This is a genomic window from Thalassococcus sp. (genome assembly GCF_982780845.1).
In genome coordinates, this window is record NZ_CEYADA010000007.1 from 1 (window position 1) to 20,225 (window position 20,225).

The 20,225-nt window shown below is 56.4% G+C and carries 20 protein-coding genes; 6 read left to right on the forward strand and 14 right to left on the reverse strand.

All coding sequences use genetic code 11. The features are described from left to right. Positions 1-169 precede the first annotated feature (169 nt). Positions 170-853 carry a GntR family transcriptional regulator gene (locus tag AC4FIA_RS09305; protein WP_490365617.1) on the reverse strand — a complete coding sequence of 228 codons (684 nt, stop codon included), beginning with the start codon at positions 851-853 and terminating at the stop codon, positions 170-172. Between the two features lie 166 nt (positions 854-1,019). Between AC4FIA_RS09305 and AC4FIA_RS09310 the strand changes: the two genes are divergently transcribed. Further along, positions 1,020-2,555, forward strand: a complete 1,536-nt coding sequence (locus tag AC4FIA_RS09310; protein WP_490365618.1) for an aldehyde dehydrogenase (NADP(+)) — start codon at positions 1,020-1,022, stop codon at positions 2,553-2,555. A gap of 39 nt (positions 2,556-2,594) precedes the next feature. Then, on the forward strand, positions 2,595-3,497 hold the full coding sequence (locus AC4FIA_RS09315) for a 5-dehydro-4-deoxyglucarate dehydratase (protein ID WP_490365779.1): 903 nt from the start codon (positions 2,595-2,597) through the stop codon (positions 3,495-3,497). A 35-nt stretch (positions 3,498-3,532) separates the two neighbouring features. On the opposite strand, the gene AC4FIA_RS09320 is transcribed toward AC4FIA_RS09315, so the two are convergent. Continuing rightward, positions 3,533-4,282 carry a FadR/GntR family transcriptional regulator gene (locus AC4FIA_RS09320; protein ID WP_490365619.1) on the reverse strand — a complete coding sequence of 250 codons (750 nt, stop codon included), beginning with the start codon at positions 4,280-4,282 and terminating at the stop codon, positions 3,533-3,535. 206 nt (positions 4,283-4,488) lie between these two features. Here AC4FIA_RS09320 and AC4FIA_RS09325 point away from each other — a divergent pair, with 206 nt between their 5' ends. Beyond that, the gene (locus AC4FIA_RS09325; RefSeq protein WP_490365620.1) at positions 4,489-5,637 is read left to right on the forward strand and encodes a mandelate racemase family protein; all 1,149 of its coding nucleotides are present in this window, start codon (positions 4,489-4,491) and stop codon (positions 5,635-5,637) included. Positions 5,638-5,674: 37 nt separating this feature from the next. Further along, positions 5,675-7,264 carry an ABC transporter substrate-binding protein gene (locus AC4FIA_RS09330; RefSeq protein WP_490365621.1) on the forward strand — a complete coding sequence of 530 codons (1,590 nt, stop codon included), beginning with the start codon at positions 5,675-5,677 and terminating at the stop codon, positions 7,262-7,264. 542 nt (positions 7,265-7,806) lie between these two features. On the opposite strand, the gene AC4FIA_RS09335 is transcribed toward AC4FIA_RS09330, so the two are convergent. The 4 genes from AC4FIA_RS09335 to AC4FIA_RS09350 are packed head-to-tail and all read right to left on the reverse strand — an operon-like array spanning position 7,807 to position 11,331. Beyond that, the gene (locus AC4FIA_RS09335) at positions 7,807-8,553 is read right to left on the reverse strand and encodes an ABC transporter ATP-binding protein (protein ID WP_490365622.1); all 747 of its coding nucleotides are present in this window, start codon (positions 8,551-8,553) and stop codon (positions 7,807-7,809) included. Further along, the gene (locus AC4FIA_RS09340) at positions 8,550-9,392 is read right to left on the reverse strand and encodes an ABC transporter ATP-binding protein (RefSeq protein WP_490365623.1); all 843 of its coding nucleotides are present in this window, start codon (positions 9,390-9,392) and stop codon (positions 8,550-8,552) included. Before AC4FIA_RS09340 ends, AC4FIA_RS09335 begins: the two co-directional genes overlap by 4 nt. A gap of 2 nt (positions 9,393-9,394) precedes the next feature. After that, positions 9,395-10,303 carry an ABC transporter permease gene (locus AC4FIA_RS09345; protein WP_490365624.1) on the reverse strand — a complete coding sequence of 303 codons (909 nt, stop codon included), beginning with the start codon at positions 10,301-10,303 and terminating at the stop codon, positions 9,395-9,397. Between the two features lie 2 nt (positions 10,304-10,305). After that, positions 10,306-11,331, reverse strand: coding sequence for an ABC transporter permease (locus tag AC4FIA_RS09350; protein WP_490365625.1), 1,026 nt, complete (start codon positions 11,329-11,331; stop codon positions 10,306-10,308). Between the two features lie 211 nt (positions 11,332-11,542). Between AC4FIA_RS09350 and AC4FIA_RS09355 the strand changes: the two genes are divergently transcribed. After that, positions 11,543-12,064: an acyloxyacyl hydrolase gene (locus AC4FIA_RS09355; RefSeq protein WP_490365626.1), complete on the forward strand. Its 522-nt coding sequence runs from the start codon at positions 11,543-11,545 to the stop codon at positions 12,062-12,064. Between the two features lie 73 nt (positions 12,065-12,137). Here AC4FIA_RS09355 and AC4FIA_RS09360 read toward each other — a convergent pair whose 3' ends face one another. The 5 genes from AC4FIA_RS09360 to AC4FIA_RS09380 form a co-directional block, all read right to left on the reverse strand. Further along, a complete protein-coding gene (locus AC4FIA_RS09360) occupies positions 12,138-13,643 on the reverse strand; it encodes a fumarate hydratase (RefSeq protein WP_490365627.1) in 1,506 nt (501 codons plus the stop codon). 240 nt (positions 13,644-13,883) lie between these two features. Further along, entirely contained in the window at positions 13,884-14,843 is a 960-nt protein-coding gene (locus tag AC4FIA_RS09365; protein ID WP_490365628.1) for an amidohydrolase family protein, read from the reverse strand. A gap of 16 nt (positions 14,844-14,859) precedes the next feature. Further along, complete coding sequence (locus tag AC4FIA_RS09370; RefSeq protein WP_490365629.1) at positions 14,860-16,158, reverse strand: TRAP transporter large permease; 1,299 nt, start codon at positions 16,156-16,158, stop codon at positions 14,860-14,862. After that, positions 16,155-16,652, reverse strand: a complete 498-nt coding sequence (locus AC4FIA_RS09375) for a TRAP transporter small permease (protein ID WP_490365630.1) — start codon at positions 16,650-16,652, stop codon at positions 16,155-16,157. Before AC4FIA_RS09375 ends, AC4FIA_RS09370 begins: the two co-directional genes overlap by 4 nt. 9 nt (positions 16,653-16,661) lie before the next feature. Further along, on the reverse strand, positions 16,662-17,666 hold the full coding sequence (locus AC4FIA_RS09380) for a TRAP transporter substrate-binding protein (RefSeq protein WP_490365631.1): 1,005 nt from the start codon (positions 17,664-17,666) through the stop codon (positions 16,662-16,664). A 103-nt stretch (positions 17,667-17,769) separates the two neighbouring features. Between AC4FIA_RS09380 and AC4FIA_RS09385 the strand changes: the two genes are divergently transcribed. Continuing rightward, positions 17,770-18,684, forward strand: a complete 915-nt coding sequence (locus AC4FIA_RS09385) for a LysR family transcriptional regulator (protein ID WP_490365632.1) — start codon at positions 17,770-17,772, stop codon at positions 18,682-18,684. Positions 18,685-18,701: 17 nt separating this feature from the next. Here AC4FIA_RS09385 and AC4FIA_RS09390 read toward each other — a convergent pair whose 3' ends face one another. The 3 genes from AC4FIA_RS09390 to AC4FIA_RS09400 all read right to left on the reverse strand — a co-directional run bounded on the left by AC4FIA_RS09390 (position 18,702) and on the right by AC4FIA_RS09400 (position 20,181). Further along, entirely contained in the window at positions 18,702-19,289 is a 588-nt protein-coding gene (locus tag AC4FIA_RS09390; protein ID WP_490365633.1) for a hypothetical protein, read from the reverse strand. After that, entirely contained in the window at positions 19,286-19,636 is a 351-nt protein-coding gene (locus tag AC4FIA_RS09395; RefSeq protein WP_490365634.1) for a hypothetical protein, read from the reverse strand. Before AC4FIA_RS09395 ends, AC4FIA_RS09390 begins: the two co-directional genes overlap by 4 nt. 74 nt (positions 19,637-19,710) lie before the next feature. Next, positions 19,711-20,181, reverse strand: coding sequence for an Lrp/AsnC family transcriptional regulator (locus AC4FIA_RS09400; protein WP_490365635.1), 471 nt, complete (start codon positions 20,179-20,181; stop codon positions 19,711-19,713). Between the last annotated feature and the right edge of the window lie 44 nt (positions 20,182-20,225).

Genomic DNA, 20,225 nt, shown 5'->3' on the forward strand with positions numbered 1-20,225 from the left:
AGTAGGTCACCGCCAAACCTAGCAAAAACCTCATTAGTATCTCTCAAAACGATGAATTCAGACAATAAGCACCACGACATGGTCGTTGGTGCTTTTTTGTTTTTGGATCACTGGAAAATCCGGCTTTAACATGGGCTTTGAGGCATCAATTTTCGGCAAATAGGTCCCGTTAGGCGGCAAAGTAATCGGGAAATCTTTTCTGATAGGTCAGTACCCAATCATCTGGCTTTTCCAGATGCCGTCTTAAGGCCGTCACAGCGCGGGTTGCATCGCCGCTTTCCAGCGCATCTGTAATCTCGACGTGCCCTTGCAAAATAAGGTCGAGTTGTCCGGACGAGTGGGTTTGTAACCGTCTGACACGATCAAGATCCGATGTTCGGGATCGCATCAATGAATGCAGATCGCTTCTGCTCAGGGCGTCGAACATCAAGAAATGAAAGTATTCGTCCAGCTCCTGAAACTGTCGAAGCTTGGCCGTATCCGCGCTTACAGATCTTTGCGCCTCGATAACGGCGCGCAGCTGGGCAAGAAGAAACGGCTGTGGTGTAGTCGCCAACATGAGGCAGACTTCGGTTTCTAAAGCACGCCTTAGGAAAAGCGCCTGTGAAATTCGATCGTGATCGATGTGTGTGACCAGTGTTTTGGACTGTGGGTATATTTTGATCAGGCTGTCTTGTTCCAAACGTTGTAGCGCGTCGCGTAGGGGCGTCTGGCTGACATCGTAGTGTTTTGCCAGTTCCGCACGGGACAGCGACGTACCGGGAACAAGCTCGAGCGACAGAATACGCTGCCGCAGATCGTCATAGATTCGGCCCGAAGCTGCGGGTAGGCCCGATCCTCTTCCTTGCTGCATGGCATTCAGTGCTGATTGTAGAAAGCTGTCCATACGATTGAAATCTCACGATTGTTTGTGTGTCTTATAGCGTGATTTTCACGCTGATTGACCACCTGTTTTAACTAATATATTAGTGCATCAAATTGAGCGCTAGAAATTTTGACCGCTGTTCGGGGGGAACATCATGGATCAGATCGCCAATGTATATGCACCACACGGATTGCATTTGGTTGCAGGCGAGTGGGTCGACAGTCCGCAGAGGTTTGAGTCCGATCCGGCAGAAGGGCAGCCTCATAGTTTCGCGGTGGGAACGCGTTATTTGGTGGATGCGGCAGCAAAAGCCGCAAGCGCCGCTTTTCAAACCTACAGCCAGACGTCGGCACGCCAACGGGCGGCGTTCTTGCGGGCGATCGCAGATGAGATCGAAGCAAGAGCATCTGCGATTACGCAGATCGGGATGCAGGAAACCGGCCTTCCCAAAGCGCGGCTGGAAGGGGAGCGCGGACGCACTGTCCATCAGCTTCGCCTGTTCGCTGAGCATATTCAGGATGGTGCCTGTTTTGACCGGCGCCACGACCTTGCATTGCCGGACCGCCAGCCATTGCCACGCCCGGACATCAAGATGATCCAGCAGCCCGTTGGTCCGGTCGCGGTCTTTGGTGCATCTAATTTCCCCTTGGCATTCTCTGTTGCCGGAGGTGATACCGCGTCGGCTTTGGCCGCGGGCTGCCCTGTCGTGGTTAAAGGGCATTCGGCCCATCCCGGCACCGGTGAAATTGTTGCTGATGCGATCTCTGCTGCCGTAGTTTCTACGGGCATGCCGAAGGGCGTATTTTCTCTGATCCAAGGGGGCAAGCGGGATGTGGGCCATGCCCTTGTTCAGCATCCGTTAATCAAGGCTGTGGGTTTTACCGGTTCGCTATCAGGCGGGCGAGCGTTGTTTAACCTTTGTGCTGCGCGCCCCGATCCCATTCCTTTCTTCGGCGAATTGGGCAGCGTCAATCCGATGTTCCTGTTGCCAAATGCTGCACGGACGAATGTGCAAAACATTGCAGAAGGCTGGGCTTCCTCCCTGACAATGGGGGCAGGCCAGTTCTGCACCAACCCTGGTATTGCCATCCTGCCAATTGAGCATTTGCAAACTTTTGCTGATACAACGATCAAGGCGCTGTCCAAAGTTGCGCCCCAGACCATGCTGACCAGCGGGATCGCAAGCGATTATCACGATAGGGTCGATCACGTAAAACACGGCGACAATGTCCACGCCCATCTGGATGAAACAGGTGTCGGGCGATCCGTGTGGCCAACCCTGTTTTCCGTCAAAGCGACCGACTGGATTGCCCAGCCGATCTTGTCAGAAGAAATCTTTGGGCCCTTTGGCCTGATCGTCACGGTCGACAACGATGAACAGATGCTGGACGTCGCGCAGAGCTTTGTCGGACAGCTGACCGCCACCATGCATCTGACGGATGACGATTTGCCGTTGGCCAAATCCTTGACGCCTATTCTGCAGCAAAAGGCGGGGCGCATTCTGGTGAATGGTTTCCCGACCGGGGTCGAGGTCTGTGACGCGATGGTTCACAGCGGTCCTTATCCTGCCAGCACCAATTTTGGCGCCACCAGCGTCGGGACCTTGGCAATCCGCCGGTTCCTTCGGCCTGTCTGCTTTCAAAACATGCCGGACGCATTGCTGCCCGCCGATTGGCAGCAGGACGTCTGACTTTTCATACAATCTCAAAACTTAGGAGAGCCCTTAATGATCGCCCCAAATGATCTGCGCGAAATCATTCGACACGGACTGTTGTCCTTTCCGGTGACGCCGTTTGATGACCAGGACAACTTTGCGAAAAAGCCGTTTCAGTCGCACCTTGAATGGCTGTCTGCCTACAAAGTTGCGGGCCTGATCGTTGCGGGCGGCACGGGGGAGATGTTTTCGTTGTCGCCGTCCGAGATCGTAAACGTGGTGAAAGCCGCGCGCGAAGTTTCAGGCGATGCGCCTGTGATTGCAGGCTGCGGCTATGGTGTCCGGATGGCCTGCGATCTGGCCCGTGATATCGAAGCTGCCGGTGGTGACGGTATTTTGTTACTACCCCACTATCTGGCGGAAGGGCCGCAGGATGGGGCGGCAAACCGCATCCGCGCTGTGTGTAAGGCAACTAACATGGGGGTTATTGTCTATAACCGTGGGGCATCGCGCGTATCCGCTGAAACTCTGGCACAACTGGCCGATGAGTGCCCGAACCTGATCGGTTTCAAGGATGGCACCGGCGATATCGACACTGTGCGCCGTGTGACCGTGACGATGGGTGATCGTTTGTCCTACATCGGCGGGATGCCGACACACGAACTGTTTGCACAGGCGTATCGCGGGGCAGGGATGCCGACCTATTCCTCGGCAGTGTTCAACTTTGTGCCGGAAACCGCGCTGGAATTCCACGCGGCATTCACCGCAGGTGACGACGCCAAGTGTGAAAAGCTGCTGACAGACTTCTACTATCCCTTCGCGAAAATCCGCGATCGGAAGTCCGGCTATGCGGTGTCTGCGATCAAGGCTGGTGTCGCGTTGCGCGGCTTCGCAACAGGCCATGTGCGCGCGCCCCTGACCGACTTGACCGAGGAAGAGCGTGCGATGCTTCAGGATCTGATCAAGGATCGCAATTAATCCCGATCAGGCGTGCCGGAAAGCCGGCGCGCCTGTCATCCATTGGCTTTGCGAAGCAGATCACGGTAGCGTGAAAGACTGCCTTCTAGGTGGATTTTCATCGCCTCTTCCGCGCGGGCTGGGTCACCGTCGATGATCGCGTCAATGATGCGCATATGTTCGTCCACCAGTTCCGTGTTCGGCTTATACGCGCGCGGTGTTCCACTGCCTGCTTCAAGTTCTACACGTGGCACGATGCCTGGCCGGATCAGGGCCAGAAATTCGGGAAACCGTTTGTTCTGAGTGGCTTGCGCTATGGCATAGTGAAAGGCAAAGTCGGCCTCGCGGGTGTTGCCACCGTTTTCATATTCCGCTGAAACGGCCTTGTTTGCCTCGACGATTGCATCGATCTGTTGTGCCGATCTACGGGCCGCGGCCAGACCAGCCGCGCGAATTTCAAAGGCGGATCTGAGTTCGAAAAGTTCGATCACGCCCGAAAGGCGTTCCATATCCAGATCGGAAAAAGGCTGCGAGCGTCGGGCATTCGCGGGATCAAGGGCGAACACACCGGACCCTTTACGGGCCTCCACCAGCCCTTCAGAGCGCAGCAATCCAAGCGCCTCTCGTACGACTGTCCGGCTGACCGAATGGGCGCGGGTCAGCTCGGATTCACTTGGTAGCCGGTCACCCGGTCTGAAGTGGCCGTTCTCAATTTCGCGACGCAACTCGTCGGCAATCATCACGGCCCGTGTACGGGCGGGATTCGGGGGGGCTGCCGTGTTTGTCATCGCGCTTGCCTCGGACATATGTGCACCTTTCGGCTTTCTGTACGACAGGATGTTAGCCGAAGTCATGGCGAAAAGGCCAGTATATTCAGGGTGTAGTGTGAATATGCGCATCCTTCGGCAGAAAACTTTGGTGTTTTTGTTGACGGGCTTCGAAAGCATGTCATATGAATCTGTTATACAGATAAATGGACTGCCCGACGTCGAAGCGGGAAAAGGAGACACTTGTGATCATTACTGCAATCGATGTTTGCGTCTTTCGGCATAAAACCCGCCGTCATTCTGACAGCGCGGGCCATGCCCATCCCGGACCAGAACACGACGTGTCGCAGGCAATAGTCACAATCCGCACCGAAGACGGGCATGAGGGATACAGCTTTTGTCCGCCAGAGGTCGCACGACCACATGTAATTGATAAGTATGTCAAAAAGGTTCTGATCGGACAGGACTACCGCGACCGTGAACGCCTCTGGCAAGAGCTTGCGCACTGGCAACGTGGATCAGCGGCACAACTGACAGACCGGACGCTCGCAGTGATCGATTGCGCGTTGTGGGATCTGGCGGGCCGGACGCTTGGACAACCTGTATACAAGTTGATCGGGGGCTATCGCGACAAGGTGCTGGCCTACGGGTCCATTATGTGCGGAGACGAGCTTGAGGGCGGCCTTGCGACACCCGAAGACTACGGTCGCTTTGCCGAAAAGCTGGTGGCGCGGGGTTATAAGGGCATCAAGTTGCACACTTGGATGCCGCCCGTCAGCTGGGCGCCCAATGTAAAGATGGACCTGAAGGCTTGCGCCGCTGTGCGCGAAGCGGTCGGTCCCGACATCGCCCTGATGATCGATGCCTTCCACTGGTACAAAAGGACCGAGGCGCTGGAGCTGGGGCGCGGTCTTGAAAAGCTGGGCTTCGCCTGGATCGAAGAGCCGATGGATGAGCAATCGATGTCATCCTACCGCTGGCTGTCTGACAATCTGGATATCCCTGTAATTGGTCCTGAAAGCGTGGGTGGCAAACATTGGCATCGCGCGGAATGGATCAAATCCGGTGCTTGCGACATTCTGAGAACTGGCGTGAACGACGTGGGTGGGATCACACCTGCGCTGAAAACGATGCATCTGGCCGAAGCCTTTGGCATGGAATGCGAGGTTCACGGCAATACGGCGATGAACCTGCACGTCGTAGCGGCCACCAAGAATTGCAAATGGTACGAACGGGGCCTTTTGCACCCGTTCCTCGAATATGACGACGGGTTTGATTACCTCAAATCCTTGTCTGACCCGATGGATAGCGACGGCTTTGTTCATGTCCCCGACCGACCTGGTCTGGGCGAGGACATCGATTTTGACCTGATCGATAACAACCGCATCCGCTGAACGATCACACGCTTTTAACACAAGGGGAGGAGACCTTATGAATAAGCTACTTACGGGGATTGCGCTGTCAGCGTTGCTGGCGGCCACCCAGCCCGCATTCGCCGAAACGCCGGACGATCAACTGATCGCTGCGTTCGACATGACAAACGTCCTGACGATGGATCCCGCCGCCATCACTGGTGGCGAAGCGGTGCAGATCCTGAACAACGTCTATGACGCACTGGTCGAATTGAACCCGAAAACCAAGGCCCTACAGCCCCGCTTGGCCGAGCGTTGGGAAATCGGCGAAGACAACCTGTCGGTCGTGTTCCACCTGCGTCAGGACGCGAAATTCGCCTCTGGTAATGCGGTAACAGCCCAAGATGTAAAGTTCAGCTTTGACCGCCTGATGACTTTGGGACAGGCGCAGTCTTCGGGCCTGAGTTCGCGTGGATTCACGGCAGAGGGCATCGACGACCAGTTTCAGGTGATCGACGATCACACCTTTAAAATGGTGATGCCCCAAGCGGGCGACCCCAAAATGATCCTGATGTATCTGGCGCAGGCGGGTGTTGGATCGATCCTTGATAGCAAGCTGGTGATGGCCAACGCGGGCGATGATAACGGGCAGGCGTGGCTGACCAACAACTCTGCTGGTTCTGGGGCCTTCGTTCTTAATCAATGGCGCGCGAATGAGTTTGTGATCCTGCAACGCAATGACGCGTTCTGGGGTGAAGAGCCGGCCATGAAACGCGTGTTGATGCGCCATCTGCCGGAAAGCCAAAGCCAGCGTTTGGGGCTGGAACAAGGTGACATTGACGTGGGCTTCAGCCTTGCCGCGCCGGACCTGAAGGCGTTTGAAAGCAACGATGCCATCACCGTCGAAACCGTCCCAAGCGCCGGTTTCTACTACCTTGCCGTATCGATGGGCGATGAGAAATTCGCAAACCCGAAGGTGCGTGAAGCGCTGCGCTATCTGATCGACTACGATGGCATCAACGGCGCGATCATGCCTTACTTCGGAATCAAACGTCAGCGCGTCATCAACAGTTCGGCCTTCGCCGCACTGCCCGATCCCGGCTATACCTTGGACGTTGAAAAGGCCAAGGCGCTGTTGGCCGAAGCGGGCTACCCCAACGGGTTCGACACAACACTGCGCGTGATTTCCACGCAGCAGTTCCTCGACTCTGCGACCGCCATTCAAGGCACGTTGGCACAGGCGGGCATCAATGCCGAAATCATCACCGGCGGCGGCGGCCAGATTTACGGTGCGATGCGCGAACGGAACTTTGAGCTTCTGGTCGGTCGTGGCGGTGGTGGTCAGCAACCGCATCCGGACAGCAACCTGCGCGCGCTGGTCTATAACCCAGACAACAGCCAAGAGGCGGGCCTGACCAACTTCCAAAGCTGGCGAACATCCTATCAGGATGCAGAACTGAACGCCCTGATCGAAAGCGCGCTGGTCGAACGGGATGAGGCCGCGCAGTCCGAGCAGTACGAACAAATCCAAGAGATGATCGACGACAAAGTCACCGCGATCCAGCCGTTTTCAGAACGCGTTGTAACGGCGGCCTATCAGTCGGACGTGTCGGGGGTGGTTATTGATCCTTGGGTGTCGCGCTTTGAGGACGTTGTGAAAAACCGGTAAACAGTTTTCTCCCGACGGGAAGGGCGCATCTTGTAAAAGATGCGCCTTTTCTTTTTTCCACGCGATTGTCGTGTTGAGGGCGCAAGGGGTGGAAATGCTGATGCAGGTCGAGTGTCCGGTTTGGAGCCCTTACCTTGGAATTATATTTCTCCAGAGTCTGAACTGGAATCCATAGCGTTACAAAGTTCAAGGATCAGTGCGCGGACTTCCTGCTCGGAAAGTTTGTGATATTGCACGTTGCCAGCATAAGAAAACTTCAGAATGACTGGGGTCTCTTTTGAATCTGAGTGAAAGACCTTCAAGGCCTTAGAGACTGAGACTGTTTTCACTATTGCGTTTCGGATCAACAAAATCCGGTCTAAGAGGTTCAACATGCCAAACCACAAACTCCTCTGGGACAATCAGAACGAAACTGAATGAAACGATGGGCCGCGACAAGGACCATCTGTCCCAGTTAGGTTTAGCAACGAGTGACCACAAAGTCGGAACTGCAAAAGATGAGGCTCCCGCCTTGTAAGGCAGGAGCCAACCATAACTTCATATCAAGCCGCGCCTTCATAGGCCAAGCTGGCAGCGATCAGTTCCTGCGCGTAGGGCGCTTTGGCTGATCCGTCCAGAATGGCTGTGCGGGGCAGGACTTCTACGATATGGCCGGATTTCATGACTGCAAAACGGTCGCACATGTGATCGATGACCGCCAGATCGTGGCTGACCATGATGTAGGTAAAGCCTTTTTCTTCGCGCAGGCGCACCAGCAGGTTCAGGATTTCCGCCTGCACTGACACATCCAGCGCCGAGGTGGGTTCGTCCAGGAACAGCACATCCGGTTCAAGGATCAGCGCACGCGCGATCGCGACGCGTTGGCGTTGCCCGCCAGAGAGCTGATGCGGGAACCGGTCAAGAAACGACAAAGGCAGGCCCACGTCCGTCATGGCCTGTTCCATCCGTTGCTGTTGATTGTCCAGCCCGTGAATGCGTAGTGGCTCGGATAGGGTCGTGCGAATGGAATGGCGTGGGTGCAGCGATCCGTAGGGATCCTGAAACACCATTTGAAGGGTGCGGCAGCGCTCCATCGCGGGCATGTCTTTCACCGATTTCCCGCCAATCCGCGCGTCTCCGTCCCACAGATTGAGCAGCATCGACGCACAGCGCAAAACGGTCGATTTGCCGGACCCGCTTTCGCCAACCAGACCAAAGCACTCGCCAGCCTCGACCTGAAAGCTGACGGCGGGCAAGACGGTGACATTGCCGAAGGTGATCGACATGTTTTCTACTTCGAACGGCTTCATGCTGTGGCCTCCGACAACCAGGATGATGGATCGCGGTCAAGAACGGGCAGGGGGCGTCGTGGTCCGCCTATGCGTGGCTGCGCTGCAAGAAGCCCGCGGGTATATGGGTGCTGTGCGTGATCAAGGTCCTTGGCGTCCAGCGTTTCTACTATGCGTCCGGCGTACATGATCAGCACGCGGTCACAGAAATTCCGGACAAGGTTGAGGTCGTGACTGATCATGATCAGGCCGATGCCGCGTTGTTTCACCAGATCATCCAGAATGCTCAGCACCTGCAAGCGTACCGTCACATCCAGTGCTGACGTCGGTTCATCCGCGATGACTAGTTCGGGATCGGTCAGCAGCATCATCGCAATCATGATCCGCTGGCCCATGCCGCCTGATACTTCGTGCGGGTAAAGATCATAGACCCGTTCGGGATCGCGGATTTGCACAGCTTCCAGCATGGCGATTGCTTTGGCCTTTGCCTCTGATTTCGTGGTCGAAACATGCGTCCGGTAAGCTTCGGCCACCTGATCGCCGCAGCGCTGGATTGGGTTCAGCGAATACTTCGGGTCCTGCAAGATCATCGACATCCGTGCGCCGCGCAGCTTCAGGATGTGCTTTTCCGACGCGTTCAAAAGATCGACGCCAGCAAAGTTCATCCGGTCGGCCTGCATCGTCGCATCAGGCAGAAGACGCATGATTGCACGGCCAACGGTTGATTTTCCCGATCCGCTTTCCCCAACAATTCCAAGGCGTTCTTGGCCAAGGGTAAAGCTGACGCCGCGCACGGCTGGGGTCGGGGCGTTGGGATAGCGAAGGGTCAGGTTCTGAATGTCCAGAATAGGGTCAGCCATAGTTATCTCTTCGTCATTTGTTTGGGATCAAGGGCATCGCGCAGGCCGTCGCCCAACAGGTTGAAGGCAAGGCTGACGCAGAGGATGGCAAGACCCGGAAAGGTCACGAGCCACCAGCTGTCGATCATATAGCGTCTGCCTGTGGCGATCATTGCGCCCCATTCCGGCATTGGCGGCTGTGCGCCCAAACCCAGAAACCCCAAACCAGCGGCAGTCAGAATAACCGTTGCCATGTTCAGCGTCAGGCGGATCAGGACGGAGGGCAGGCACATAGGCACAATGCTTTTCCAGATGATCCGTGCGGGCGATGCCCCTTGAAGCCGCGCGGCCGAGATATAGTCGGCGCCGCGAAACGTCATGGTTTCAGCGCGGGCCAAGCGGGCGATCGGGGGCCATGCCGTCAGTGAAATTGCGATAATCGCGTTGTTTAGACTGGGGCCGAGCGCGGCTACGAACGCCAGCGACAGGATGAGCGAGGGGAAGGACAAGAAGATGTCGGTCACCCGCATCAGGACGACATCGGTCTTGCCGCCGAAATAGCCGGCAACAGTTCCCACAAACAGCCCGATGGGGCCGACTGTGATTGTCACCAGAAAGATGATGGTCAGCGTGATCCGTGAGCCATGGACAATCCGCGAGAAAATATCTCTCCCAAGCTCGTCCGTGCCAAAGAAATGCGCGGCGCTGGGCGGGGACAACGTGTTGTCTAAGTTCTGCATGTAGGGATCGTGTACTGCAATCAGAGGGGCGACAATCGCCGTCAGGATCAGCAAGGCCATGACGACAATGCCAAAGGCTGAGGTCGGGGATTTTAGCAGGAAATTCAGGATATTGATCGCGGTCTGAACGCTTTGACTGCGCGGGCGTGCGGCAGTGGCGCTGGTGGAAGATCGGGCGGTTTGATGTGACATGCTCATCGTGTCCTCGGATCGAAAATGCGGTAAAGAAGGTCGGACAGGATATTCAGGGCGATAAAGATCACGCCCACCACAAGGACGCAGGTCATGACCGCGTTCATATCTCCGATCAGAAGGTTCGAGGTCAGGTATTGGCCAAAACCCGGCCAAGCGAAGACCGTTTCAATCAGCACTGCGCCTTCAAGCAGCGCTCCGTACGCCAGCGCAATGATCGTCACCAATTGCACGCGGATGTTGCCAAAGGCATGGCGCCAGATGGTTTGGCGGTTGCTTAGGCCTTTCACGCGGGCGGTTGTGACGTATTCCTGACCTAGCTGGTCCAACATGAAGCTGCGGGTCATTCGGGTGATGTAGGCTGAGGATGAGTAGCCCAGCAGGGATGCAGGTAGAACAATGTGGTTCAAGGCCGATCGAAACACGTCCCATTCCTTGGCCAGCATGCTGTCGATCAACAGGAAATTCGTCTTTTCAGGCACCAGTCCGATGTAGAACTGACTCATTCTGCCAGAGCCGCCGACCCAGCCCAGTTGGGCGTAGAACACCAACAGGGCAATCATTCCTGTCCAGAAAATCGGCATGGAATGACCCGACAGGCTGAACACCCGAATAAGGTGATCCGGCCAGCGATCTTTGTGCACCGCCGCCATGACGCCCAAAGGAATGCCCAGTCCGGCCCCGAAAATGATCGCAAAGGTCGCAAGTTCGATAGTGGCGGGCAAAACATAGAGGATGTCATTCAGAACGGGTTGGCCTGTGCGTACCGAGGTCCCGAAATCGAACGTGGCCACGTCTTTCAGATAGACAAAAAACTGTTCCCACATGGGCCGATCCAGCCCAAGCTGCCGATACACAGTTTCATAGACCTCGCGCGTCGCGTCTTCGCCGACAATCGCGCGGACCGGATCGGTGGGCATCACCCGTCCGATCACAAAGGTCAGAATCAAAAGGCCGAACAGGGTCACTGCAATCGAGCCGATCTGGCCTGCAACTCCCCCGATACGACCGCGAAATAAGTCGGGCATCCGCGTTCTCCTCCTGTGCAAGCGTGACGGGGAAGCCCGCATCACCTTGCGGTACAAATCTGTTATACAGGTTGAGGGGAGTCAAGTCGGCATCCCGAGATTTCCAAATTGTGAATGCGTTCAAAGTTGCTTTGATTGTTAAGGGCGCCTCTTTACTGGACTTCTAAGGTGAACTGATGCCAAGTATTCCCAATTGATTAAGGAGGATAGGATGGCAGACGGGTCATTTGCAGTTTTGATGCTGATTGCCGGATTGACGGATATGACGTTCAATCATTGCGGCACGGAAACTGGCTGCTTGGGCAAAACAGAGGTCACTCCGCGCCTTTCGCTGGCGCTGGGCGAGGTCATAGAACGCAATGCCATCGAGGAAGACGAAATCTATTTCCGCTATGACTTGGGTCATAAGCGCGGTCCCTTCGGCAATGCGTTTGGCGTCTCTGTTTCGGAAAATGGCGCAACGTGGGTGGGGTTTGGAACCACATACAAAATGGATTTGGGCAATACGCCGATCTACACGGAACTGCATTCCATGCCGGGTCTCTACTTTGACAACGGCGGGTTCGATCTGGGAGGACCGATTGCGTTCCGTTCCGGAATTGAAATCGGGTATGAGGCACCGTCTGGCTGGCGCATGGCGCTAAGCTATGATCACCGATCGAATGCCGGAATTTACGAGGACAATCCGGGTATTGAACTGATGCAATTCCGGATTTCGATGCCCACGCGCTAAGGAACAGGCAGGGTATTAAAAAATGGCGCCGCCGAGATGCTCGGGGCGCCATTTTTATTTCGTTTGGAATGCCTTAGCTCAGTTCGGGAACACGCTTCCAAGCGGCAGGGCCTGTTTTGTGGATCGAGTTGCCTTTGGTGTCCACGGCAACCGTCACCGGCATGTCCTCAACACGCAGCTCATAGATCGCTTCCATGCCAAGATCCTCGAACGCAACAGGCTTGGCCGCCTTGATCGCCTTGGACACAAGGTAGGCCGCACCGCCAACCGCGATCAGATAAGCCGCTTTGTGCTTGGCAATCGCTTCTAGCGCGACGGGGCCACGCTCGGCTTTGCCGATCATCACCTTCAGGCCAGTGTCGGACAGGATACGGTCTGTGAACTTGTCCATACGGGTCGAGGTCGTCGGGCCGGCGGGGCCAATCGCCTCGTCACCCACGGCATCCACGGGGCCGACGTAATAGATCGCGCGGCCTTTCAGATCGACGGGCAGGGGCTCGCCCTTATCCAACATGTCGATCATGCGCTTATGGGCCGCGTCGCGGCCGGTATAGAGCGTACCGGACAGCAGCAGCGTCTGACCCGGTTCAAGCGTTGCGATGACATCGTCATCCAACGTGTCCAGATCAATCCGGCGGGCATGGGCGCTTGCCGCGTCCAGCAGGATTTCCGGCCAGAGCGAGATGTCCGGCGGCGTGAATTCCGCAGGGCCGGAGCCATCAAGCGTGAAATGCGCATGACGTGTCGCGGCACAGTTCGGGATCAGGCCGACGGGCAGAGATGCAGCGTGTGTCGGGAACGACCGGATTTTGACGTCCAGAACCGTTGTAACACCGCCAAGACCCTGCGCACCGATGCCCAGAGCGTTCACGCGTTCGGCAATCTCAAGGCGCAGTTCTTCGGTTTTGTTCGACGGACCGCGACGGATCAGATCGTGCAGGTCAATCGGCTCGGACAGGGCCGCTTTGGCCAGCGCCATCGCCTTGTCCGCGTTGCCGCCAACGCCGATCCCCAGAATGCCGGGCGGGCACCAGCCAGCGCCAAGCGTTTCCACGGTTTCGACAACCCAGTCAGCAACCGAACCCGACGGGTTCAATGTGGTGAACTTGGATTTGTTTTCAGAGCCGCCACCTTTGGCCGCGACTTCCACGTCGATCTTGTCACCAGCGACCATTTCAACGGTCAGCATACAGGGCGTGTTGTCGCCCGAGTTTTTGCGCTGACCAAAGGGATCGACCACGACGGACGCGCGCAGCGGGTTCGTGTCACGCAGATAGCCTTGACGGGTGCCTTCATCACAGATCTCTTGCAGGGACCGTTTGAAGTCTGTCTTGGCTTCAACGCCGTATTTGATGTGGATGTTGGCGGCACCAGTGTCCTGACAAATCGGACGGCGGCCAATGGCGCACATACGCGAGTTCACCAGAATTTGGGCCATGGCCTGCTTTGCGCCGGGGTTTTCTTCACGCTCCCAAGCTGCAGACATCGCGCCAATGAAATCGGATGGGTGGAAATACGAAATGTACTGCAGAGCCTCGGCAATGGAGGCAATCAGGTCATCTTCGCGGATCAGTGTCATTTCGGGCCTCTTCGATACGGCGAATCTGGGTATGTACTGTACCAGCTTGGGCCTCAGGTACAGTGTGAACGGCTAATACAACGCGGTTTTGCCCGATTTTCTAAAGGATTTTTGCCGGAAAAGGCCGCGAAGGCGGGCAGAAGCGTGTCAGCGGTTTCCGAGTTTTTCCGAATAGGGAATCGCATAGGAGTGTCCCATGACGGCGGCAATTTCCGTCATGGGAAAAATGTTAGCGTTATCTTACAGGTTAAGCAGCGCGATCGCATTTTCACGCCCGACCTTGGCGCGTTCTTCGTCGGTCAGTGGCGCGGCATCAAACCAATCGCCTGCCTCTTTGGGGCGTTCGAACGGATAGTCGACCGAGAACATGACGCGATCCGCGCCAATCGCGTCAATCGCACAGCGCAGCGGTTCGTCCGAATAGACGCCCGCAGTGGTGCACCAGACATTGCGTTTGAAATATTCCGAAGGCTTCATCTCTAGCCGCATGTCGCCACGGTTCGAAATCTCCCACCGGCTGTCGAAACGCCAAAGCTGATAGGGCAGGGTTTCACCCATGTGCCCCAGAACCAGTTTCGCCTTGGGAAAGCGATCGAATACGCCGCTGAACAGAATGCGAAGCGCGTGGTTGCCGGTCTCGACTGTCCATGACCACACAGGCCCCCAAAGTTCGGGGTGGTTGTGATACATGAAGGGCACGTCTGGCGGGTTGTTGGGGTGAATGTACAGCGGCACGCCTAGATCGGCGGCGCGTTCCCAAACCACGGAATAGCGATCATCATCCAGATAGGTGCCGTTGGAGCAGCCGTTGATCATGGCCCCCGACATCCCCAGATCACGCACGCAGCGTTCCAGTTCGTTTGCGGCCTCGGTCGGATCCTGCAGCGCGAGATGGGCAAAGCCGCCATAACGCGTCGGCGTATCGGCGATCTTCTGGCCAAGGAAATCATTGACCTGTTTGGCCATACGCACTGCGGTCTTCGTTTCCGTTTCCGCCTGCACACCGGGGCCAGCCAACGACAGAACGGATTTTTCGATCCCGATCTGGTCCATTGCGCCAAGACGTTGTTCACCGAAGTCTTCAAGCGCGTCACGGGCTTTGCCGAATAGCGCTGGGCTGATGTTGATTGCCGTCTTTGACCAGTAGTCGACGAAATCAGGGTGCATGAAATGCTCTTCAAGAGCGATCTTCTTGGTCATGTAGTCCTCTGGGGTTTTAGAAAAGCAGATTGGGTAGCCACAGCGCGATTTGCGGAAGCGCGAACAGCAGGGCCACAAGGATGATTGGGGCGATCAAAAACGGGATGATCGACCGGAAAAGCCGCGCCATATCAAGCGTCTGGCTTTGTGCTTTGATGATGAAAAGATTCATGCCGACAGGCGGTGTGATCAGGCCGAGTTCGACCAGAACAGCCACCAGAACACCAAACCAGATCGGGTCGAAACCGTAGCCTTCGACGATGGGCAGGAAGACTGGAACGGTGATCAGAACCATGCCGATCCCTTCCAGAAAACATCCCATCACGATGTAGATCACAACGATCAGGGCCATGATCAGAAACGGCGTCAGTTCAGCAGCCATCGCAAGCTCCAAGAGCGTGTCAGGCAGTCGGGTTTGCACGATGAAATTGGCAAACAGCTTGGCGCCGATGATGATCAGGAACAGCCCGCAGGAGATTCGGACCGAGGCCTGGATCGCATTGACCAAGCCAGACCAATCCAGCGTGCGCCGCAGAAAGCCGATCAGGATCGCACCGAAGGCACCGACAGATGCGGCTTCATTTGGGCTGAAGATACCGGCATAGATCCCGCCGATCGTCGACACGAACAGCAAAATGAAATGCCATGGCTTCAGCAGCGCTTTCACCCGTTCCAGCGTCGATGGCTTCGGTTGGTTTTCGGCATTTACCGCGCGACCGGCCAAAACCCATGCAACAACAAGGTACAGCGCCAACAGGACAATACCCGGGATCATCGACGCCGCGAACAGGCGCGCGACCGAGGCTTCGGCAATTGAACCGTAGATCACCAGAATGATGGATGGCGGGATCAAGATGCCCAACGATCCACCCGCCGCGACCGAGGACGCGGCATAGCCTTCTTCATAGCCCGCATTGCGCATCTCGGGCAGGGCGATCCGCGTCATGCTGGCGGCGGTTGCAACCGACGATCCGCAGATGGCGCCAAAAGCCCCTGACGCCGCGATGGACGCCATGGAAAGCCCACCACGAAGCCCTGACAGCGCGACACGGGCCGCTTGAAACAGATCACGCGACATGCGCGATCCTGATGCAACCTCGCCCATCAGAACGAACAGCGGGATCACGGACAGCGGATAGGACGACGCAAGGTCAAAGACACCGGTGCCCGTCACGAATTTGGTCATGGACACCGAATTCAGGATCGAGTTTCCGATGATCCCGCAGGCCGCCAAGGCCAGCCAGACAGGTTGGCGGGCCAGAAGCAGGGCAAACATGATGCCGATGCCGGACAGGCCCAAAGCAAAAGAACTCATATCTGTTCCTCGCTTTCAGGCCGGTTTTTGAGGCGAGCGGACAGCAAGGCCAGTGCGGCCCAAAGAATGCCGAACAACCCGACAAAGGCCACGGCCCAATAGCTCCAGAGCGGCAGGCCCAGTTCCAGCGAACGATCGCCGTAAAGCCAAGCGTCATGCGCTGGGCCCCACATGGACCACCCGATAAAGAGGAACGCGCAAAAAGCGCCCAGTGCCGAAATGGATTGAAGCACGCGCAACACGCTCGCGGGCAGAACCCTGTCGAACAGGTCAATCACGATATCAGCGCCCTGCAGGATCACAGGCGCAATTCCGAACATGACCATGACCAGCAGCGCGACACTTACAAGGTCATAAGTGCCGCGCACCGGGGTGTTGAACAGAAACCTCAGCGCGACATCGGCGACGGTCACCAGCATCATGGATGCCAAGGCAAGACCGGCCACGAATTGCATCGCGCCAAGCAATTTGTTCGTAAAACTCCTGAACATCATGAACTTGGTCTATTTGGTGTAGGCGTTCAGGAAGTTGGCCACGGGAAGCCCGCTGGCTTCGGAGGCTTGGGTCACCTCGTCGACGACCGACGCCAGTGTCTGACGAAGGCTGTCCAGTTTGTCCTGTTCCAGCGCCAAGACTTCGACACCGCCTTTTTCCATAAAGGCACGGCCTGCGCCTTCGCCTTTGTCCCACATCGCGCCAAAGGCTTCTGCACGATCAGGCCCAGTGGTCGCGTCGATCAGGGCTTTGTGTTCGTCGCTCAGGCGATTGTACGCGTGGTCGCCCATCACAACCGAAAAGCTTGCGCTGGCAATGCCGGGCGTCAGGGTAAAGTCCGATACCGGCGCAAGATCAAAGGGGATCGTTGCCTCAAACGGGAAGGTCGCGCCATCGACGACACCTTTGGCCATCGCATCGGCGGTTTCCGCAGGCGGCACCGGCACGGGCGATGCGCCTATCGCTTCGATGATCTTCTGCCAGACAACACCCTGATAGCGAATGCGCTTGCCTTTGAAGCTGTCCAAGTCGCTGGGATCAAACCCTTTTACGTGGAACATCAAGGGCGGCGTGACGGCCATCCAAAGAACGCGCGTGCCTGCATGTTCCTCGGTCAGATAGTCGGGCACCAGTTCTGTCAGACGGCGCGATGTGATCGCACTGTCCGATCCTGCCGAGGGGGCCACCAGCGGCAAACCGGCCAATTCGCTCAGTGCAAAGCGACCCGGCGTTGCGCCGTGCAGAACGACAGAAACGTCCGCACCACCCGAGCGAACCAGATCAAACTGGCGCGGGGGCGGGGCCAACTGGCCTGCGGGGAAAATCTCGACGGTCAGCTCGCCATCGGTTTTGTCAGACAGCTCTTGTCCCCATGCCTCTAGCATGCGGTTGAAGGCGTGTTTCGGCGGCAGGAATGTTGAAACTTTCAACGTTTCCGCGATGGCGGTTTGCGACATCAATAGTTGAATTGCGGTGCCTATCGCAGCAACTCTGGCGATCTTTGAAACTGTCATTTTTTCCTCCCGAGAACAGTTTTTCTTGTCCTTTGAAGTCAGCTTGACAGTCAGTTTTCTATTCGTCCAATAATGAAAATTAAGAAATCAATTTGGTTTGGTTATGAAAATAGACCCGAGACATCTGCGTTATCTGCGCGCGATTGACACCCACGGAACGTTCATTCGTGCCGCGGAAGCCGAAGGCATTTCGCAGCCTGCATTGACCAATAAAATCGGAATTCTTGAGCAACAGCTTGGCGTTACGCTGATCGAACGCGGCCGGTTCGGTGCGCGCCTGAATGCCTATGGTAAGCTGCTGCTTCGTCACGCACGGGCGATTGACGCGGTTTTGGGGCAGGCCGTCAGCGAAATCGAATTGGCCCAGCAAGGGCAAAGCGGGCCTTTGATCATCGGGGCAACACCCATTTCGATGATCGAGCTGATCCCCAAAGCGCTCGAGACGCTGGACAAGCAAAACGCAAGCCTGCGGGTGTCCGTGATCGAAGAATACGACGACCTGCTTCTGGATAAGTTGCACGCAGGCGAGGTGGACGTGATGATTGGCGGTTTGCTGGTCGATCAATTGACCCCCGACGTGGTGGCCGATCCATTGATTTCCCTTCCGCTTGAGGCCGTCGTTGGCAGGTCCAGCGCCCTTTGGGATCGCAACGAAGTGTCGCTGGCCGAACTGTTGGAACATTCCTGGGCCTTGCCCGCATCCGGCAGCGTGATCCGAAGCTACGTGGACGCGATTTTTGTGGCCGCTGGTGAATCGATGACCAATCAGTATTGGACTTGTACCGGTTTGCACGGACTAAAATCCATGATCCGGAAAACCGAACGTGTCAGCCTGATGCCCGGTCACGCATTCCGCATCGAAGCCAAGGCCAGAGAGTTGAAAGGGCTGCGTCTGACTGATCCCACCAGTAGCCGGAAGCTCAACCTTCTCAGGCTGAAACACATCCAGCTGCCGCCCTATGCCGACCTGTTCATCGACGCGCTACATGCCGCGGCGGAAGATCACGTTTGGGTCTAGACTGGCCGCTACGCTGGTCAAAACCACCCGATGATCGTGTCGTAGGCATAAAGCCCCAGATACGCGAGCGCGATGTTGTAGAAGATGTTGCCAACAGTCAGCGGCAGGATCGTGCGCCAGTATCCGTAGCCCCCCATGCTAAGCGACGCGACGACGAAATCGTTGGAAAACGGCGACACTGTTCCATAGGCCACAAGGGCAGGGGTCACAAAGCGGGGGTGTTTCAGCAGATACTCTGCAAAATGGTCAATCGTCGCCACAACGCGCGGCGGCAGGCTGTCTTTGACCTGTTTGCCGATCAGAAACATAGTGCTGTCGCCCAGCATCACGCCAATAGCCGTGCAAACGCCAAGCGCCACCGGATCAAGCCCGCCTACGGCAAGGCTCATTAAAACAAAGTGGTAGGGGATACCGGTGAAGGTCGTGAAGCCGCCGATCATGCCCAAGGCGAACATCAGCACATAGGCGTTATCGCTGCCGACCTTGTCGATGATTGTGTCAGCCGGAAAGCTGGCCAATGTAAACGAGATCGCCAGATAGACGCAGATCACCACGGCAGTTTTCAGGATTGCGGAACGGCGGGGGTGTGCCTTGGTTTCAATCATTTTGGGTCAGGGCCCTGAATGACGCGCAAGCCGTCTACTTCGAACAGCTTTTCACCAATGAACTCACCGCGTGTCATGACGTGCTGCCCGACGCTCAGATCGCTCAGACTGTCCAGATCAAGCAATATCGCGTCAGGCGGAACGATCAGGTGGGTGGTGATGCCCCGCACATCGCGAATGTCCAGACTGTCCTCGGCCACCATTGTGATCTGGCCTGCAAGACGGTGAAAACTGTTCCGCGCCTGCATGATCAGAAAAAACACAGACACCGCAGTAAAGAAGGCAGCAATAGCGAGCCCGAAAAGGATCGTCTTCTTCGCCGAATATGGCTTGTGATGCTTTTTCATGGCGGTGTGCGGCCCGTGGAAATGCAGATGTGCGGTTTGCTATCTTTTCACTGATACCGAAGCGCGGCGGGCTTTCATAGCGGCACTTCGCGGGTGTGTTTGATGCGGCGCAGCGCAAAGATCGTGGATGTTCCCGCAACGCAATCAAGTTCAAGAAGTCTGCGCATCAGGATGGCTTCGAAATCCTCGATATCGCGCACAACCATGTGCAGCATGTAGTCCCATTCGCCACTGACGGAATAAACCTCAAGGATTGACGGCTCGGCGTCGACCGCGCGCTTGAAGGCTGCGCGCGCGTCCTTGTCCTGCGATTTCATTCTGACCTGACAGTAAACATCCATCCCGCGCCCGACCTTAGCCGGATCGACAAGGCGCACAGGCGGGCCGATCACGCCGCGCTCTTCCAGCGCTCGGATGCGCCGCCATACGGTCGCAGACGAAGTGTTCGTCGCGGCAGCAAGGTCCGCGACACTGGCAGAGGCGTCACGTTGCAAAATCGAAAGAAGTTTTGCCTCTACTTCCGAAACTTGATTTGAATTTTCCATGAATTGATAATTCCTGAATAAAATAAATCAAAATATGCCTGAAG

Bases quoted from the DNA above. Each gene is read 5' to 3' on its own strand.
- AC4FIA_RS09305 (WP_490365617.1), bottom strand. From the start codon at position 853: ATGCAGCAAGGAAGAGGATCGGGCCTACCCGCAGCTTCGGGCCGAATC.
- AC4FIA_RS09310 (WP_490365618.1), top strand. From the start codon at position 1,020: ATGGATCAGATCGCCAATGTATATGCACCACACGGATTGCATTTGGTT.
- AC4FIA_RS09320 (WP_490365619.1), bottom strand. From the start codon at position 4,282: ATGTCCGAGGCAAGCGCGATGACAAACACGGCAGCCCCCCCGAATCCC.
- AC4FIA_RS09330 (WP_490365621.1), top strand. From the start codon at position 5,675: ATGAATAAGCTACTTACGGGGATTGCGCTGTCAGCGTTGCTGGCGGCC.
- AC4FIA_RS09335 (WP_490365622.1), bottom strand. From the start codon at position 8,553: ATGAAGCCGTTCGAAGTAGAAAACATGTCGATCACCTTCGGCAATGTC.
- AC4FIA_RS09340 (WP_490365623.1), bottom strand. From the start codon at position 9,392: ATGGCTGACCCTATTCTGGACATTCAGAACCTGACCCTTCGCTATCCC.
- AC4FIA_RS09345 (WP_490365624.1), bottom strand. From the start codon at position 10,303: ATGTCACATCAAACCGCCCGATCTTCCACCAGCGCCACTGCCGCACGC.
- AC4FIA_RS09350 (WP_490365625.1), bottom strand. From the start codon at position 11,331: ATGCCCGACTTATTTCGCGGTCGTATCGGGGGAGTTGCAGGCCAGATC.
- AC4FIA_RS09355 (WP_490365626.1), top strand. From the start codon at position 11,543: ATGGCAGACGGGTCATTTGCAGTTTTGATGCTGATTGCCGGATTGACG.
- AC4FIA_RS09360 (WP_490365627.1), bottom strand. From the start codon at position 13,643: ATGACACTGATCCGCGAAGATGACCTGATTGCCTCCATTGCCGAGGCT.
- AC4FIA_RS09365 (WP_490365628.1), bottom strand. From the start codon at position 14,843: ATGACCAAGAAGATCGCTCTTGAAGAGCATTTCATGCACCCTGATTTC.
- AC4FIA_RS09370 (WP_490365629.1), bottom strand. From the start codon at position 16,158: ATGAGTTCTTTTGCTTTGGGCCTGTCCGGCATCGGCATCATGTTTGCC.
- AC4FIA_RS09375 (WP_490365630.1), bottom strand. From the start codon at position 16,652: ATGATGTTCAGGAGTTTTACGAACAAATTGCTTGGCGCGATGCAATTC.
- AC4FIA_RS09380 (WP_490365631.1), bottom strand. From the start codon at position 17,666: ATGACAGTTTCAAAGATCGCCAGAGTTGCTGCGATAGGCACCGCAATT.
- AC4FIA_RS09385 (WP_490365632.1), top strand. From the start codon at position 17,770: ATGAAAATAGACCCGAGACATCTGCGTTATCTGCGCGCGATTGACACC.
- AC4FIA_RS09390 (WP_490365633.1), bottom strand. From the start codon at position 19,289: ATGATTGAAACCAAGGCACACCCCCGCCGTTCCGCAATCCTGAAAACT.
- AC4FIA_RS09395 (WP_490365634.1), bottom strand. From the start codon at position 19,636: ATGAAAAAGCATCACAAGCCATATTCGGCGAAGAAGACGATCCTTTTC.
- AC4FIA_RS09400 (WP_490365635.1), bottom strand. From the start codon at position 20,181: ATGGAAAATTCAAATCAAGTTTCGGAAGTAGAGGCAAAACTTCTTTCG.